The following is a 17,001-nucleotide window of genomic DNA, read 5'->3' as shown; positions in this document are numbered from 1 at the left end:
ATCAAACCAATACAAGCTATTGTTTTTATTACTTGCCTATTTTTTCAAATTATACTATTTTCAATAGTGTTTAAAAAATTCAAAAATGAAAGGATCCTATAAACTCGGAAAAGTCGCAGGTATCGGAATATTTATCCATTGGAGCTTTTCCTTGCTTATTCTATTTATCATTTTCATTAACTACAAATCAGGGCACAATACTATTCAAATAATATGGTCCGTTGCATTTATTCTATGCATTTTTATTACTGTTTTATTACACGAACTGGGACATGCCTTGGCAGCAAAAAAATATAATATACTAACCAAAGACATCACGCTTTTACCTATTGGCGGTTTAGCCCGATTAGAGCGAATCCCCGAAAAACCATCGGAAGAATTAATAGTTGCTTTAGCGGGTCCTATGGTAAATATCACTTTAGCATTTATAACAGGATTTTTTATTACGATTCCGGATACTTCCGAAAAATTGATGGCTGAATTAGCAAACGGCGTAAATGCTCATAATTTTTTAGTCAATTTCTTTTTAGTCAATTTTTGGTTGGCACTTTTCAATTTAATTCCAGCATTTCCTATGGATGGCGGCAGAGTTTTACGTGCGCTGCTATCTTTTAAATTACAACGTCATGTTGCTACAAGAATCTCAGCTAGAATAGGTCAAATTTTAGCATTGGCTTTTATTTTTTTTGGTTTTTTCACCTCCCCTTTTTTGATCTTTATAGGTATATTTGTTATTATAGCAGCTCAAATTGAAGCCGATAATACCGAATCGAAATTCATATTGAAAGGTTTTAAAATTCATGATGTCATAATGAAAGATTATCAAAAAATTGATGCCAATGAAAAAGTAAAAAAAGCAGTAAAATTGATTTTAGACAGCCAAAACAAAAAATTTTTGATTACTGAAAATGATATTGCTGTTGGCACACTTAATCGTGACCAAATTATAATGGCACTATCAAAAAAAGGAGATGACGAATTCATTTATAATGTCATGGACCGAAATTTGATTTTTCTAGACAGTGATTCTCTTTTAGAAAACGTTTTTGAGCTAATACAAGAGAATAAATCAACATTAATGCTGGTTATGGAAAATAATAAACTAGCAGGAACTTTGGATATAGAAAATCTTATGGAATTCATTTTAATTAATGAGGTCAAAATAAATAAAGCCCATGACGAAAAGTAATAATGCCTTTACTGCTCCTAAAAGCCTAGCGTTTGTTTACGGTGGTGAAGATTATTTTTCTCGATTAGAAACTATTATCCGTAATTCTCAATTTGAAATCCACATCCAAATGTATCTTTTTGAAGATGATACAACTGGACGAAGAATTATTACTGTATTAAAAGAAGCAGCTTTGCGCCATGTTAAAATTTATATCCTTTTGGATGGATTGGGCTCCTTGTCATTTCCATCTGAAACTATAACTGAAATGAGAAAAAGCGGAATAAACATTCGCTTTTTTGCTCCTTTATTTTCAGCATACACCTATTATCTTGGCAGAAGATTACACCGAAAAGTAGTTGTTGCTGATGCAAAAATTGCTCTAATTGGCGGGATCAACATAGCAGATAAATACTGTGGCACGCCAATGGAAGCGCCTTGGCTGGACTATGCCGTTCAAATAAGTGGTACAATTGCCGAACCGCTTCACAAACAATGTATTGCTATTTATTTTAAGAAAAGACGTTTTCAAAACAAAGAAATAAAATCAGCATTTCATATTCAGGAAGATGCTTTGGTACGCATCATTCAGAATGACTGGTTAAAAAGAAAAAATGAAATTTGTGATGCGTATATTAAATCCATTCGGAATGCAAAAAAAGAAATAATTATAGTAGGCAGTTATTTTCTTCCTGGGATACGAATCATTCAGGCTTTGAAAAAAGCTTCCAAAAACAATGTGAAAATCAAATTAATTCTATCCGGAATTTCAGATCTTCCTTTGACCAGACGCGCAACTTGTTTTCTTTATGGCAAACTGCTTGATTATAACATCGAATTGTACGAATGGGACAAATCTATTTTACATGGAAAAACAGCGGTTATTGACGGATATTGGACTACAATAGGTTCTTTTAACCTGAATAATTTGAGTTCGTACGGAAGTCTCGAAATGAATATTGAAATAATTTCAGATGAATTTTCTAAAATGTATCAAACACACCTCGAGGAAATTATTGAGCAATGCCAAAGAATAACTCTAGAATCTCTGAAAATGAAAACCAATGTATTTACAAAATTCATCAATCTGCTATCCTATGGTATTACCCGGATAATAGAACTCATTATCACATATACGCCCTATAAACGTTTCTATAATTCATAAATATTATTAGAAATGTACTCAAAATATAAAAAAGTTCTTTTAGTCCCATAAAATAGTGTTAAAAAAAATAGTAGTTAATTAAATAATTTTTGTAATTTTATGATTGATTACAATACCTTTAAAGCATTAAAAACAAGCGTTTTATGAATTTTTAAAATACAACTTTAGAATTTAAAAATATGGAACCACATCGGATAAAAACTAAAAAAAAAGAGGAATGGATTCAAAAAGATATCGAGAGTAAAATCCCGAAATTAAACCGAAAAACACTATTTCTTCCTAGTCAGGATGAATTATTCTTCTAGATTATTTCTCAAATAATTTGTTAACCCAGGTTAGCGACGGAACCGTGAGTCACTGTTCTGTAATTGAATGTTCTTTCAAGCACCAGGTTCAAAAGATTCTCCGCAGAGCTCCGAATTTTTAAACCGGTATTCTTAATTGGGGTTAGGGACATAAAGGTCCCTACTCCATTAATGATTTTAACCTTATGGATTTTATTCAATATAAAAAAGACTTTACGCACGATGCCCATAAAAAAGGCTATTTAGAACAGAATATTCAACGCTGTCTGGACTATGCTGAAGTTTTATTTGCACATGATATTCCTGTCATTTATAATGCAACTCATTTATCCCTTCTGATTGGATACAAAAAAGAATTTCTAAAAAAAGCGACTCTTTATCCCAAACGTTATTATCGGGATTTTGAGATTTTAAAAAAAAATGGCAGCAAACGACTTATTTCTGAACCACTTCCCAGCTTGAAAGAAATCCAAATCTGGATTCTCAGAAACATCCTTTATAAAGTACCCGTTAGCCCTTTTGCAAAAGCGTATAAACCCAATGTTAGTATGCTTGAAAACCTTAGATTCCATAAAAATCAGCCCAAAGTTTTCACGCTCGATTTAGAGGATTTCTTTCCTTCTATTGGTTTTGAATCGGTTGAAAAAGAATTTCTTGAATTAGGATATTCCAAAATGGTCTCGAAACTGCTTTCAAAATTATGCATCCGTGACGGAAGTTTGCCACAAGGTGCCCCAACGAGTCCGTATCTTTCGAATTTGATTTTTAAAGAAGCCGATGGGGTCATTTCTGATTATTGCATCCAGCACAAAATAAGATACACCCGGTATGCAGACGATTTGAGTTTTTCCGGAGATTTTGATGAGAAAAAGCTACTTGACAAAGTAACTGAAACTGTTGAGAAATTAAATCTTCGTATCAATAAAAACAAAACAAAACTGATGACGCCTAACGTTCGCCAAACAGTTACTGGCATTGTGGTCAATGAAAAACCGCAAGTCGCATTTCATAAACGTAATGATTTAAGACAGGTCATGTATTACATCAATAAATTTGGTTTTGAGGAACACCGAGAATACAAAGAGATTGACCAAAAAAATTATCTGGAACACCTATTGGGGAAAATAAATTTTGTGCTGCAAATAAATCCAAAAGACGTGGAATTTATAGGCTACAAATCCACTCTTATTGACTTAAAAAAGAAACAAGATTTAAAAACAATGGAAAATGAATTATTAGCAATATAACAGGAACCATACTAGTCATAAAATTTAAAGCTTCTAAGGGAGCTTTTTAAATAAACTAACTTTAAAATTTATATGGCATGAAAAAAATAACCGTACTTATCGTAACCTTGTTTTACGCTACTTTTCTATGTGCACAAACAACCTGGAAGGCAGACCCAATGCATTCAAAACTAACATTTAGCACCGTGCATCATGGCATTTCTGATATTGCTGGATTATTCAAAATATTTGAGATAACTGCTGCAGCTAACAAAACTGATTTTAGTGATGCCACTTTTGAACTTTCTACTGAAGTAGCATCCATCAACACTGAAGTGGAAATGCGGGATAATCATTTACGAAGTGCTGAATTCTTTGAAGTTGAAAAATATCCAAAAATGACTTTTAAAAGTACTTCCATAAAAAAATTCGGAAAAGAAAAAGGTAAATACAAACTAATAGGCAACCTCACATTACATGGAATTACCAAGCCGGTTACTCTTAATATGTGGTATCGTGGAACTATAGTAAACCCACAATCAAAAGCAATTACAGCCGGATTTCAGTTTAGTGGAATTCTAAAACGTTCTGATTTTGATATTGGTACAAAATTTCCTGCACCGATGATTAGTAATGAAGTAAAAATTAAAGCTGATAGTGAATTCATCAAGCAATAATCTTTTATAATCAATTGTAGAAAACTTGCCAAGACTTTAGTTAGACAAACAATTTCCTTATGAAAAACAGTCCTAAAAACGGTGACTTTTTTAGCACTAATTCATTCATAATAAGGACTTAATACTTATATAACAACAAAAAAAATCCTTAAATTTGATAGTATAAATAATCCATTCACACGGTGTTTTTTTTGTAATTAGTTCCTATTAGAAAAATTTCTTTCTAATAGAAAGTGTGCTAAAAAACAATTCACAGATCAATTGTAAACTGTTAACTACAGATTTGATAATTCCAACAATGCTAATTATAAAAACAATTCCCGATGGCATTTATAGACTATTACAAAATCCTAGAAGTGGATAAAAAAGCAATCGAAGCCGATATTAAAAAGGCCTATCGTAAAATGGCCCGAAAATACCATCCCGACTTAAATCCAAACGATAAGGAAGCCGAAAGAAAATTCAAAGAAATCAATGAGGCCAATGAGGTTTTGAGTCATGCTGAGAATCGTAAAAAATATGATGAGTACGGTGAAAACTGGCAACATGCTGAGCAATATGAACAAGCAAAACAACAAGGAAACTATTCGAGAGGCGGGCACCAAGATGGTTCTGGAGGATTTAGCGGTGGTGGCGATTTTTCAGATTTTTTTGAATCTATGTTTGGTGGTCGTCCTTCGGGAGGTGGAGGTCGACGTCGTAGTGCCCAATATAAAGGACAAGATTTCAGTACTGAATTGCATCTGGACCTAAAAGAAGTTTACAAGACGCACAAGCGAACCTTAACAATCAATGGTAAAAATATCCGAATTACTATTCCTGCCGGAGTGGAGAATGGTCAGCAAATAAAAATTAGCGGACTTGGAGGAGAAGGTTCCGGCGGCGGGCCAAAAGGGGATTTGTATATCACTTTCACTGTTGAAAATCACACTAATTTTAAACTCGATAAACACAATTTATATTCTACAGTGGATTTAGATTTATACACCGCCGTATTAGGTGGCGAAATCACCGCAGATACATTTGATGGAAAAGTAAAACTTACGATAAAACCCGGAACCCAAAACGGAACTAAAGTAAAACTAAAAAGGAAAGGATTTCCTATTTATAAAAAAGAAGGGGAATTGGGTGATTTATACATTACGTATCAGATACAAATACCCATAAACCTTAGTGAAAAAGAAAAAGAATTATTTACGGAACTGGCTAAGTTAAGAACGATATGAACATAGAAAACCTCATCCCATTACCGAAATTAAGTATCCATTATAAGGTTGAAATAGCATTCTTTGATAATCTCAGTGAAATGGGTTTACTCGAAATAAAAACAATCGAAGAAACTCAATATATTCATGCTGACTCCATCTTCGAAATTGAAAAAATAATTCGAATGCATCAGGAATTAGACGTTAATATCGAAGGAATTGATGTTGTATTTAATCTTTTACAAAAAATAGAAGATTTGCAAAATGAATTAATCACCATTAAAAACAGATTGCGGTTGTACGAAAGTTGATTTATAAATATAGGAACTTAACTAGAACACTATTCTGCTTTTAAAAACAAGTATGAATTAAATTTTCAATGCTTTATAAATACTATATTTCTTTTATATATTTCATTAGATAAGAATTTTTTCTAAATCATTTTTTTCTTGATTTAGTACTATTCATTTCTGGCTCCCATTTATAAAATTCCAATTTATCACAGAAATAACCACTCTATAAATAGCTAAATTTACCTTCCTTTTTTTAAAATCTATTTTTCCCGACAAAACCATCAAAAAAACAGACGAACAACACTTAAAAGCACTGTAAATCAGTGAAATAATCGTATATTTGGGTAGCCATTTTCTGTTAAAAAAATAATTCATCCGCTTATGGATAATTTTTCTAAAATAATCGAAATATTCAAAGGTTTTTTACTTGAAATTGGTGAACTATCCTATTTTGCAGGTCGTTTTTTTAAAGAAGTTTTTAAGCACCCTTCAGAATTCAAGGAATTTATTCGACAATGCTTTTATATGGGAAACCGTTCTTTGCTACTTGTTTCCGTTACGGGGTTTATCATTGGTTTAGTATTCACTTTACAATCAAGACCTACATTACAGGAATTTGGGGCTGTTTCTTGGATGCCGTCCATGGTGAGTATTTCGCTTATTAGAGAAATTGGGCCTATAATTACCGCTTTAATTTGTGCCGGACGCATCGGTTCCGGTATTGGTGCAGAATTAGGTTCTATGCGAGTGACGGAACAAATTGATGCTATGGAAGTTTCAGGAACAAATCCATTTAAATATTTAGTAGTTACTCGCATTTTAGCAACCACTTTTATGCTTCCTGTTTTGGTTTTTTTTGGAGACACTATCGCAATTTTCGGTTCTTTTCTGGTGGAAAACATCAAAGGAAATGTGTCTTTTTTATTGTATTACAATCAAGTTTTTGATGCATTGGAATTTGGTGATTTAATACCTGCAACAATTAAAACTTTCTTTTTTGGATTTGCCATAGGATTAGTAGGCTGTTTTAAGGGATATTATTGTAAAAAAGGAACTGCTGGTGTAGGCTTAGCGGCCAACTCTGCGGTAGTTTTCACCTCAATGCTACTCTTTATTATTGACTTTATTGCTGTTTTTGTTACTGATATTTTTTATGATCTATAATTGATTATGACTACACCAATACAAAATAAAAACCCTATCATAGAAATCAAAGACTTACGAAAAAGCTATGGTGATAATCATGTTTTGGATGGTTTTCATATGGTTTTATACGAAGGCGAAAATCTGGTTATCATGGGAAAATCTGGTTCCGGTAAATCAGTAATGATAAAATGCCTAATTGGTTTGGAAGAGCATGACACTGGCTCTATCGCAGTGATGGGAAAAGATATTAATGAACTCGACCACGAGGAATTAGACGAACTTCGAACAGAAGTTGGCTTTCTTTTTCAAGGAAGCGCACTTTATGATTCCATGACCGTTAGGGAAAATCTTGAATTCCCATTGCGCCGTCACAAAAAAAAATTCGGAAAAATAAAAGACACCACACCATTGGTAATGGAAGCATTAGAAAACGTAGGTTTAGCCCAAACCGTTAATTTAATGCCCGAAGAGCTTTCGGGAGGAATGAAACGAAGGATTGCTTTGGCAAGAACTTTAATTCTCCAACCCAAAATTATTCTTTATGATGAACCCACTACTGGATTAGATCCTATAACCGCAAAGGAGATTTTGCTATTGATGATTTCTATCCAGAAAAAATACAACACTTCGGCAATAATTATAACCCATGATGTGGATTGTGCCAGAATGATTTCGAACAGAATGATTTTATTAGTCGATGGCATCAATTATATCGAAGGCACATTTGAGGAATTATCAATCTCAACTGATCCTAAAGTACAAGCCTTCTTTAAATAAGAATAAAAATGGAAAAAACGACATCTCAAAAAATGCGTCTTGGACTTTTTGTAGTAATCGGGTTAGTATTGTTTATATTGGCCGTCTATTTTATTGGCGATAAGCAAAAAATGTTTGGAAACACAAATCATTTAAATGCGATTTTCAATAACGTGAGCGGTTTACAATTAGGAAATAATGTGCGTTATTCAGGAATAAATGTCGGAACGGTTCGTGCCATAGAAATGATTAATGATTCTACCATAAAAGTGGACATGCTCATTGATAAAGCCATTTTTCCTCACATTCGAAAAAATGCTATTGCCACTATAGGCTCTGATGGCTTAGTGGGAAATATGATCATAAATATTATTCCTGGAAAAGGGACTCAAGCTTCTATAGCTCCTGGAGATGAAATTCATTCTGTAAGTCGTATTCGAACGGATGATATGCTCAATACACTTGGTGTGACTAATAAAAATGCAGCACTTCTTACGTCTGATTTACTTAAAATCACAAAGGGAATCACTGAAGGAAAAGGAACTATAGGTTTATTAATTAAAGATTCCATCTTGGCAACAGATCTGAAAGAAACCGTGCATTATTTAAAAATTACAGGAAAAGGGACTACAGAGTCTGTAACAAAATTAAACCGACTCATTTCTTCCTTGGACAACAAAGACAATGTAATAGGGGTTTTGAAAGACACGGCCGTAGCTAATAATATTAAAACTGTAGTCCAAAATTTAGATAAATCAAGTACCGATATAAATAAAATGGTAACCAATCTCAACACGACAATTGCAAATATAAAAAACGGAAAAGGGGCCCTAAATTACCTTTCTAATGACCCAAAACTAGTACAAAAAATAGATTCTACAATGACTAATATCAACCAAGCCAGTTCGTTGTTAAATGAAAATATGAAAGCTTTGAGGCACAATTTTTTATTTAGAGGTTATTTTAAAAAACAGGAAAAAGCAAAATTGAAAGAGCAGAAAAAATAGAAGTTTGAATCCGTATCGAAGAAAGAAATTACAAAAAATCAGGTCATGGTTACTATAGAAAAACTTGGTATTATACTAAGCCCAACTGAAAGAAATTTTGAAAGTACAGGAGTTTTAAACCCTGGTATTTATCAAGATGGAAATACAGTACATATTTTATACAGAGCGGTACAAAGCGGCAATTTCTCTACCATTGGATACGCCAGAACAGAAGGTCCGATAAAAATAGTTGAAAGATCCGAAAAACCAATCATTATGCAGGATTATGATTATGAGAAACAAGGAGTTGAAGACCCCCGAATTGTAAAAATTGAAGATACGTATTATATAACTTACACAGCTTATGACGGTGTCAACGCTTTGGGAGCACTCGCTACTTCAAAAGATTTGATTCATTTTGAAAAACACGGCATAATTACTCCTCCGGTTAACTATCAGGAATATGAAAGCCATGTAAATTTGTGTAATGAGAGTAAGCTAAACCCAAAATACCATCAATATTATAATCTTTTTGCACAAATAGGACTGGAAAGCGATGAAACCCGCTTGTTACGCGATAAAGATGTGGTACTGTTTCCCAGGAAAATAAATGGACAATTTATCCTTTTGCATAGAATTTGGCCAGGTATCCAAATTGTAAAGTTTAACAACTGGAAAGATTTAACTTTAATCTTTTGGGAAAATTATCTGAAGAATTTAACAGATCATATTGTTTTAGATCCGAAAGATGGTTACGAAATGAGTTACATAGGAGCTGGAGTGCCACCAATAGAAACTCCTGACGGATGGTTGCTAATTTATCATGGGGTACACGAAACGACAACGGGCAAGATCTATCATGCTAAGGCTGCTTTATTGCATTTAGAAAAACCTGAAATTGAAATATCCAGACTTCCCTATCCGCTCTTCTCTCCTACTAAACAATGGGAAATAGAAGGAGAAGACAACGATGTTGTATTCCCAACCGGTTATGCATTGTTTGGAAATGAGCTTTACATATACTATGGTGCAGCTGACAAACATATTGCCGTTGCTAAAATGAATATCAACGAATTGCTTCTTGAATTAAGAAAGCAACCTTAAAGAAACGCCATGAAATTTGAAAAAGTAATAAAAATGCTACTTATAAGTTCCTATTCTCCAAGAGAATGCGGAATAGCGACTTTTTCTAATGACATTGTAAATGCTGTGAAAATTGTTTTTGGGGAAACACTTCCTGTTGAAGTTTGTGCTTTGCAAAATAGTGACCAAAACTTCTCCTATAATTCTGAAGTAACCTATATTTTACCTGTTGATTCATTAGAACATTATAGGCTGGTTGCAGAGAAAATAAACGAACGAAATGACATTGGTTTAGTTTGTATTCAACATGAATTTGGCCTTTTTAGGGGTGATTTTGGCGATTATATCCTCTCTTTTATATTAGCGCTAAACAAACCAATAGTTACCGTTTTTCATACTGTACTCCCAAACCCAGATGAAAAAAGAAAGAAAATTGTTCATGCCATAGCTGATTTATCTGATCGAATTATTGTGCTTACCAAAAATTCAGAAACAATTTTGACTAGAGATTACGAATTGCCTAAAATGAAAACAATCGTAATTCCGCATGGCAATCATACTGTACTATGGGAACAAAAAGAGGAATTGAAAAACAAATATGATTTCTCCGACAAAATAGTGATGTCCACATTTGGTTTAATCAGTAAAAATAAAGGCATCGAAACCGTATTACGTGCTTTGCCGGAAATTGTCAAGAAACATCCCGAAGTCATTTATTTAGTAATTGGCAAAACGCATCCTGAAATAATTTGTTGTGAAGGGGAAAAATATCGGGATATCCTTACTGGTATTGTCCATGAACTCCGTTTAGAAAATAATGTTATTTTTATCAATGAATATCTTCAATTGTGGCAATTACTGGAATATTTAACGGTATCAGATATCTATTTATTTTCTTCTAAAGACCCCAATCAAGCTGTCAGTGGAACTTTTGCTTATGCGATGAGCTGTGGTTGTGCCGTCATTTCTACTCCAATACCACACGCTGTTGAATCTCTTGTAAATGGTAACGGAATATTATTGAATGGATTTGATAAATCAAAAGAATTCGAAAAAGCAATTTTGCATCTTATCGAAAATAAAGAGGAACGGATTGCCATGGGCAAAAATGCATTTACATTGGCGCATTCCACAACATGGGAGAATATTGCTATTCAATACCGGCTATTATTTGACCAATTGACGAATCGAGAAGAAGATTTAAAGTTTAATTTTCCGCCAATAAAACTAGACCATATTGAGAAACTCACCACTGCTTTTGGAATACTTCAATTTTCAAAATTCAGCCAGCCCGATCCGGAATCTGGCTATACATTAGATGATAATGCCAGAGCGTTAATCAATATGGTACTGTATAACAACGCTTTCCAAAACAATAAAACTTTAGAATTAGCAAGTATCTATTTAAGTTTTATAGAAGGTATTCAACAAAATAATGGCTGGTTTAATAATTACAAAGACTTTGATCTTCAATTAACGAAACAAAATGAAGCAGTAAATCTTGAAGATGCAAACGGGAGAGCTTTATGGAGCTTGGGAACCGTAATTGCACATAGAGAATCGGTACCTGTAGAGATGATTTTACGGGCAGAAAAATGTTGGAATAAAGCAATCCAAAGAATTGACGACATTAAATCCCCAAGAGCCATTGCCTATGCTTTGAAAGGTTTGTACCTCTATTATACAGCTTACAAAGAAGAAGCTATAAGGCAGAATATAGAAAAATTTGCTGATGAACTGTTGCGTCATTATCAAATCAATTCAGCAGAAAACTGGTGTTGGTATGAAGATTATATGACTTATGCCAATAATGTATTGCCCGAAGCTATGATGTACAGTTATTTAGTTACAAAAAATTCTAAATATAAAAAAATTGCGCTTATCACATTTGATTTTCTCCTTTCTCATTATTTTATGAAAGGACAGTTAAAAGTAATTTCAAATAGAGGTTGGTTCAAGAAAGAAAATGAAAGAGTTTTCTATGGAGAACAACCTATCGAAGTAGCCACCACAATTATTGCATTGGATTTATTTTATGATGTAACCAAAAATAAAAAATACAAAGACCAATTAAAACTCGCTTTTATCTGGTTTTTAGGCAACAATCATCTCAAACAAATCATGTATAATTCTGAAAATGGTGCTTCCTATGATGGCTTAGAGGATAAACACATCAACATCAATCAAGGTGCGGAATCTACCTTATGCTATTTCAAAGCGAGATTAATTATGGAAAAATATTCCTAGAATTAACAAATTTTATTCTTGGGTTTCTATTTGGAAAACAACAATTACCAATGACTTAATTCTATAAACAACAGCATATTAATTGGGGCGTGCCCCTTCGTAAAAACTTTCGGGTCGTGCTGTACGTTCCCGCTTTTTTCTAGAGGCAAAAAAGCCTCTAGAAAAAGAGCTCCACTACCATCACTCACGCAAAAAGTGCTAAATTATAAATTAAGCCTTCTAAATAAACAAATTCTGAACACATCTTTTTGTCTATTTATAAGTACTTTTTAAATACTTTTCAATGCTTCAATAAGCAAATTAATATCCTCTTTGGTGTTATAATGACTTAAGGAAATACGTAAACTTGGTTTTTTCAAATCTTCATTAGAAAGCATTTCCGCTAATACGTGCGAGGGTTTTATGCTTCCGCTTTGACAGGCGCTTCCGCGAGAAACTGCAATTCCTTTCATATCTAAATGGAATAATATCATCGCCGTTTTATCTTCTGAAAAAGGCAATAAAACATTCAATATATTATAAAATCCATCAACGCTTCCGTTTATTACAAAAGTTGGAAATTCAATTTCGAGTTGGGTAATCAAATAGTTTTTCAATTCCGAAATCTGATTCCTTTCTGTTTCTAAATTAGCATAAGAAAGCTCCAGCGCTTTTGCCATCCCGGCAATTTGGTGTAAAGCTTCCGTTCCTGCCCGCAATCCTTTTTCTTGTTCGCCACCAAAAAATAAAGGTTGCAAACCGGAGTTTTTTCGAATAAAAGCAAACCCAACCCCTTTGGGACCGTGAAATTTATGAGCGCTTGCTACAATAAAATTTATAGGCATATCTTGCAAATCAATTGCCGTTTTTCCAACGGACTGCACAGTATCCGAATGAAACAAGACATTGTGTTCTTGGCAAATAAGTCCTACTTTATCCAAATCTAAAATGGTTCCAGTTTCATTATTCACATGCATCAGGCTTACCAACGTTTTCTTTTCCTGAGAAAGCAGTTCTACTAAATCAGTGATGTCAATTTCGCCATTTGGCTTGACAGCCACATAATCAACCTGAATTCCGTATTCGCTTTGCAAAACTAAAATCGAATATAAAACGGCGTGATGCTCGATTTTACTGGTAATGATTCGCTCCACTTTTAGGTCTTTAACAGCAGATCGAAGAATCCAATTATTAGCCTCGGTACCACAGGAAGTGAAGATTATTTCTTGCGCGGTACCATTCAATTGTTTTGCAATTGACTTTCTGGAAAGCTCTAAAATACTTTTGGCATTACGGCCAAAACTATGGGTTGAGGATGGATTTCCATAATCTTCGGCCATAACTTTAGTCATTTCTTGAATAACTTCTGGACGAATTGCTGTTGTAGAAGCGTTATCGAGATATACTTTTTTCATTTTTTAGGATTATAAAATTATTTTGAAGCTTCCATTTCTGATGGTACCGCTTTTAATTTTCTGGAAAAGATCAGTTTCTCATTAAAAACAACTATTGAAACTAAAATCAGAAAATAGGAAAACAATTGAAGGTTAGTTACCTGCTCATTATAATAGAATATGGCCAATAAAAAACCGATAATGGGATTAATATAAATCATAATTCCTACCGCTGAGGAGCTTATTCCTTTTAGTGCATACAAATTTAAAAATAGAGGAATAATCGTAAAAAAGATTACGATGACTAACAAACAACTATAAAACAATGGTTCTGTAGGCAAAGCACCACTATAATTTGGATAAAAGGGCAAGAGAATTAGGGCAGTAAAAACCAACTGAATAGTCAAAACAAGAAATTTATCCAATCCACTATTCTTTCGTTGACTCACTAAATACATCGCATAAGTCGCTGCAGTGATAAGACTATATAAAATGTCCTCAAAATGATTGAATGATAATAAAATACAACTAAAAGCACTAATCATGACTGCAATCCACTGCCACTTATTCAGTTTTTCTTTTAAAATTAAAAAAGCCAATATCGTGGTTAAAATGGGACATATTAAATAGGCCAACGATGCTGCTTTTACACTTATATGATTCATTACATAAATAAAAACAAACCAGTTTGAAGATAAAAATATCCCGCCTCCAAGCGTCAAAACACTAACACTCCTTTTTTGTTTTGCATCCATATTTTTGAACTGATTCCAATTCTTTTTTAAAACTTTTCTTCGAAAGGAAAGATTAATCAACAGCATGGTAACAACGCTAAAAAAAACTCGGTAAAATAAAATATCCAAAGACGGGTAATTACGCAACGGTTTTAATGCTAAACTAAAAAAACCCCATACAAAAAAGGCGGAAAAAGCGGCTAAATAATATTTGTTAAGTCTCATATATGCTATAAATTGAAGCAAAGGTAATGATTTCTATTCGCATTGAATTGTTGTAATCCTCCATTTTAATAAAGCTTCAACAGCCTTTATTGGAATTTAAAAGCCTAATATCCTGTTAAATTCTATGTTTTTGAATAGGAATGTAATTGGAACAAATTAAAAATTCTATTTTTGTTTCAAATAGTATAAAAATGAAAAGAGTTGTAAGTTTATTAGCCATAGTACTGTTATTAAATGGTTGTGATGACGGTAATTTAACCCAAGAAGACATTAATTTTGAAGACATTGCTACACAGAGCTGCAGTATCAATAATATTATCTATAAACTGAAAGATAAGGAATCATTACTACTGGAAATCCCTAAAACAATCTTTACAAATGAACCCAATATAGTGGGCCAACCGACTATATTAAACATTAGTAGTGCCAATAGAGTTGTTTATCGTTTTTATAACGGAACAGTATCATCAGCTAACATTTGTGAAACTATTCCGCCCGTAACGCCTATTGTAACGGATCAATGGACTGCTACTGCTGGTAAAATACAAATATTTACTACCGCTGTTAAAACTATAAATACTACTGATAACAGTACCCGCATTACAGGCTACAATCACAATATCGTTTTCAAAAATGTCACTTTTGCAAAAAGTAGCGGTACTCAGGTTTATGAAACATTCCCTTTTGGAGACTATGTTACTACAGCAACTGCATTGCCTTTTCAGTTTGATCAAACTGTAGAACAATGCAGCGCTTCGAAACAAATTTATAATTATACCAGTAGCGAAGCGCTGATATTAGACATCGATCCAGCTCTAATTACAAGTTCAGCCACGCCTCTAAACACTCCAAGAACTGGACTTATAGGTGCTACAGTTAACAAAATTACGTATCGATTATTTTCAGGTTTACTTACTTCAAGCTATTTCTGTACCACTACAATTCCTACAATTCCAGTTGTAAGTGAAGAGTGGATTGCGGCCTCAGGAGTTTCAAATGTGAGTGGAATTATTGAAGTAACAACAACTACTTTAGGTGCGGGATTTAAACATGTCATCGTGCTTAAAAATGTTACTATGAAGAAAGGAACTAACGATTTTAAGCTTGGAGACCGCTTCATTTATGGCGAACTTTTAACTACAAATTAAACGCAATTACAACCCTAAAATCAGGCTTGTTTATATACTCAAAAAGCGTCGATTCTCAAGATAATTTTCAATTGAAAATAGCTTAGAATTGACGCTTTTTTTGTGCTTTAAAAGATCTAAAACGGGTTATTTGGTGCTTTGTTTTATAAACACTTCCGTTGCTCCTTGACCATATTTTTGATAATTACCTTCTTGAAAAGCAATATTATCATAACGCCCTAATAAAAAATCCAGCTCTGCTTTTAGGATTCCTTCGCCCACACCATGAATAAAAACAATCTTTGGAATCCGATTGCGAATGGCAAATTCTATGTGTCGTTTTGCGGTATCGGTTTGCAAGGTTAAAATGTCATAATTGGACATACCACGTTTATTAGGAACTAATTTTTCGATGTGCAAATCAAACTCCGGAGCTGAAATCTCGTACTTATCTTTACGTTCTTTGACAAAACTTCGCGGTTTTGGAATTTCTTTCTCCTTCGAAATTTCATCTACATTAATTCTTCTAATAGAATCCATTAAATTACTGGAATCGTTTATCTTAAGCAACTCGTTGACAGAAAACGTCATCGTAAAGCCATCCTCTGTTTCGATTGTAACTTGGTCATCTTTGATTGACAACACTACTCCGTTCATGGCTTCATCAAGCACTGAAACTTTATCTCCTTTATTAAACATTTTCATCTTCTTTATCTTGATTTTTACTCGGTATCTTGGCACTCAATTGCATCATTCCAAACATAAAAATAGCAATTGCCACTACCATTACACATATGTTTTTATCTGTCTTTACTTGCTCGTATAAAGCTACAATGATTGCAATAATCATTATGGGAATTAAAAACTTTTTCATCTCTTAAGGTATCAGTTTCCAAAAGTAATGAATTTAAAATTGCATCAATTTATTATCTCAATCGTTTCTTATTTTTTCGTAAAATTGTAAAAACAAAAACCATTGGATTTAGAAAAATACATGTTCCCCTGTTTAAGCAAAATACTCTTTGGCGTGGAGTGTTTGGGCTGTGGTTTTCAGAGAGGTTTTTTGCTTCTTTTACAATGTAATTTTCTAGCAGCTTTTAAGATGTATCCCGCCATTTATACATCGTTATTATTTCTGGCAATTGTTGGTTTAAATTTTATTGACAAACGAAATAATTATCAAAAATACATTATTGGAATAGCAATCATCAATGGACTATTTATGATTTTTGGTTATTTTTACAAACACTATTAAGCGATGATTGTGTTTCTAAATTAGAGAGTC

The 17,001-nt window shown here is 33.3% G+C and carries 17 protein-coding genes; 14 read left to right on the top strand and 3 right to left on the bottom strand.

The genetic code is table 11. From position 1 onward, the window contains the following. The first annotated feature begins 85 nt into the window (after positions 1–85). The 12 genes from ACM55G_RS10450 (at position 86) to ACM55G_RS10395 (ending at position 12,257) form a co-directional block, all read left to right on the top strand. Positions 86–1,189, top strand: a complete 1,104-nt coding sequence (locus tag ACM55G_RS10450; protein ID WP_416843866.1) for a site-2 protease family protein — start codon at positions 86–88, stop codon at positions 1,187–1,189. Then, positions 1,176–2,333: a phospholipase D-like domain-containing protein gene (locus tag ACM55G_RS10445; RefSeq protein ID WP_416843865.1), complete on the top strand. Its 1,158-nt coding sequence runs from the start codon at positions 1,176–1,178 to the stop codon at positions 2,331–2,333. The genes ACM55G_RS10450 and ACM55G_RS10445 overlap by 14 nt, the downstream gene beginning before the upstream one ends. 179 nt (positions 2,334–2,512) lie before the next feature. Continuing rightward, positions 2,513–2,638: a hypothetical protein gene (locus ACM55G_RS10440; RefSeq protein WP_416843864.1), complete on the top strand. Its 126-nt coding sequence runs from the start codon at positions 2,513–2,515 to the stop codon at positions 2,636–2,638. 185 nt (positions 2,639–2,823) lie between these two features. Then, positions 2,824–3,885, top strand: a complete 1,062-nt coding sequence (locus ACM55G_RS10435; RefSeq protein WP_416843863.1) for a reverse transcriptase domain-containing protein — start codon at positions 2,824–2,826, stop codon at positions 3,883–3,885. Between the two features lie 77 nt (positions 3,886–3,962). Next, positions 3,963–4,541 (top strand): YceI family protein, encoded by a 579-nt coding sequence (locus ACM55G_RS10430; protein ID WP_416843862.1) that lies wholly within the window; start codon positions 3,963–3,965, stop codon positions 4,539–4,541. A 323-nt stretch (positions 4,542–4,864) separates the two neighbouring features. Continuing rightward, positions 4,865–5,767, top strand: a complete 903-nt coding sequence (locus ACM55G_RS10425; RefSeq protein WP_416843861.1) for a DnaJ C-terminal domain-containing protein — start codon at positions 4,865–4,867, stop codon at positions 5,765–5,767. Continuing rightward, the gene (locus ACM55G_RS10420; RefSeq protein WP_416843860.1) at positions 5,764–6,057 is read left to right on the top strand and encodes a chaperone modulator CbpM; all 294 of its coding nucleotides are present in this window, start codon (positions 5,764–5,766) and stop codon (positions 6,055–6,057) included. The genes ACM55G_RS10425 and ACM55G_RS10420 overlap by 4 nt, the downstream gene beginning before the upstream one ends. 363 nt (positions 6,058–6,420) lie before the next feature. Next, positions 6,421–7,203 (top strand): MlaE family ABC transporter permease, encoded by a 783-nt coding sequence (locus ACM55G_RS10415; RefSeq protein ID WP_416843859.1) that lies wholly within the window; start codon positions 6,421–6,423, stop codon positions 7,201–7,203. Between the two features lie 6 nt (positions 7,204–7,209). Beyond that, positions 7,210–7,962: an ABC transporter ATP-binding protein gene (locus tag ACM55G_RS10410; RefSeq protein WP_416843858.1), complete on the top strand. Its 753-nt coding sequence runs from the start codon at positions 7,210–7,212 to the stop codon at positions 7,960–7,962. Between the two features lie 8 nt (positions 7,963–7,970). Further along, positions 7,971–8,948, top strand: coding sequence for an MlaD family protein (locus ACM55G_RS10405; protein WP_416843857.1), 978 nt, complete (start codon positions 7,971–7,973; stop codon positions 8,946–8,948). Positions 8,949–8,993: 45 nt separating this feature from the next. Further along, a complete protein-coding gene (locus ACM55G_RS10400; protein ID WP_416843856.1) occupies positions 8,994–10,031 on the top strand; it encodes a glycoside hydrolase family 130 protein in 1,038 nt (345 codons plus the stop codon). A 9-nt stretch (positions 10,032–10,040) separates the two neighbouring features. After that, entirely contained in the window at positions 10,041–12,257 is a 2,217-nt protein-coding gene (locus tag ACM55G_RS10395) for a glycosyltransferase (protein WP_416843855.1), read from the top strand. 269 nt (positions 12,258–12,526) lie between these two features. Here the strand turns inward: ACM55G_RS10395 and ACM55G_RS10390 are convergent, their stop codons facing one another. Together ACM55G_RS10390 and ACM55G_RS10385 are read right to left on the bottom strand one after the other, a co-directional pair. Beyond that, positions 12,527–13,651 carry a cysteine desulfurase family protein gene (locus ACM55G_RS10390; protein WP_416843854.1) on the bottom strand — a complete coding sequence of 375 codons (1,125 nt, stop codon included), beginning with the start codon at positions 13,649–13,651 and terminating at the stop codon, positions 12,527–12,529. A 17-nt stretch (positions 13,652–13,668) separates the two neighbouring features. Then, on the bottom strand, positions 13,669–14,589 hold the full coding sequence (locus ACM55G_RS10385) for an EamA family transporter (protein WP_416843853.1): 921 nt from the start codon (positions 14,587–14,589) through the stop codon (positions 13,669–13,671). A 191-nt stretch (positions 14,590–14,780) separates the two neighbouring features. Between ACM55G_RS10385 and ACM55G_RS10380 the strand changes: the two genes are divergently transcribed. Next, positions 14,781–15,737 carry a hypothetical protein gene (locus ACM55G_RS10380; protein ID WP_416843852.1) on the top strand — a complete coding sequence of 319 codons (957 nt, stop codon included), beginning with the start codon at positions 14,781–14,783 and terminating at the stop codon, positions 15,735–15,737. Between the two features lie 126 nt (positions 15,738–15,863). Here ACM55G_RS10380 and ACM55G_RS10375 read toward each other — a convergent pair whose 3' ends face one another. After that, positions 15,864–16,415 carry a Smr/MutS family protein gene (locus tag ACM55G_RS10375; RefSeq protein WP_416843851.1) on the bottom strand — a complete coding sequence of 184 codons (552 nt, stop codon included), beginning with the start codon at positions 16,413–16,415 and terminating at the stop codon, positions 15,864–15,866. A 295-nt stretch (positions 16,416–16,710) separates the two neighbouring features. On the opposite strand from ACM55G_RS10375, the gene ACM55G_RS10370 reads away from it, so the two are divergent. Further along, on the top strand, positions 16,711–16,971 hold the full coding sequence (locus ACM55G_RS10370) for a DUF2752 domain-containing protein (protein ID WP_416843979.1): 261 nt from the start codon (positions 16,711–16,713) through the stop codon (positions 16,969–16,971). Positions 16,972–17,001: the final 30 nt, after the last annotated feature.

It is taken from the genome of Flavobacterium algoriphilum, from assembly GCF_048158655.1.
Classification (GTDB): domain Bacteria; phylum Bacteroidota; class Bacteroidia; order Flavobacteriales; family Flavobacteriaceae; genus Flavobacterium; species Flavobacterium algoriphilum.
The sequence above is the reverse complement of the archived record's forward strand: the minus strand, read 5'-3'. Positions and strand labels throughout refer to the sequence as shown.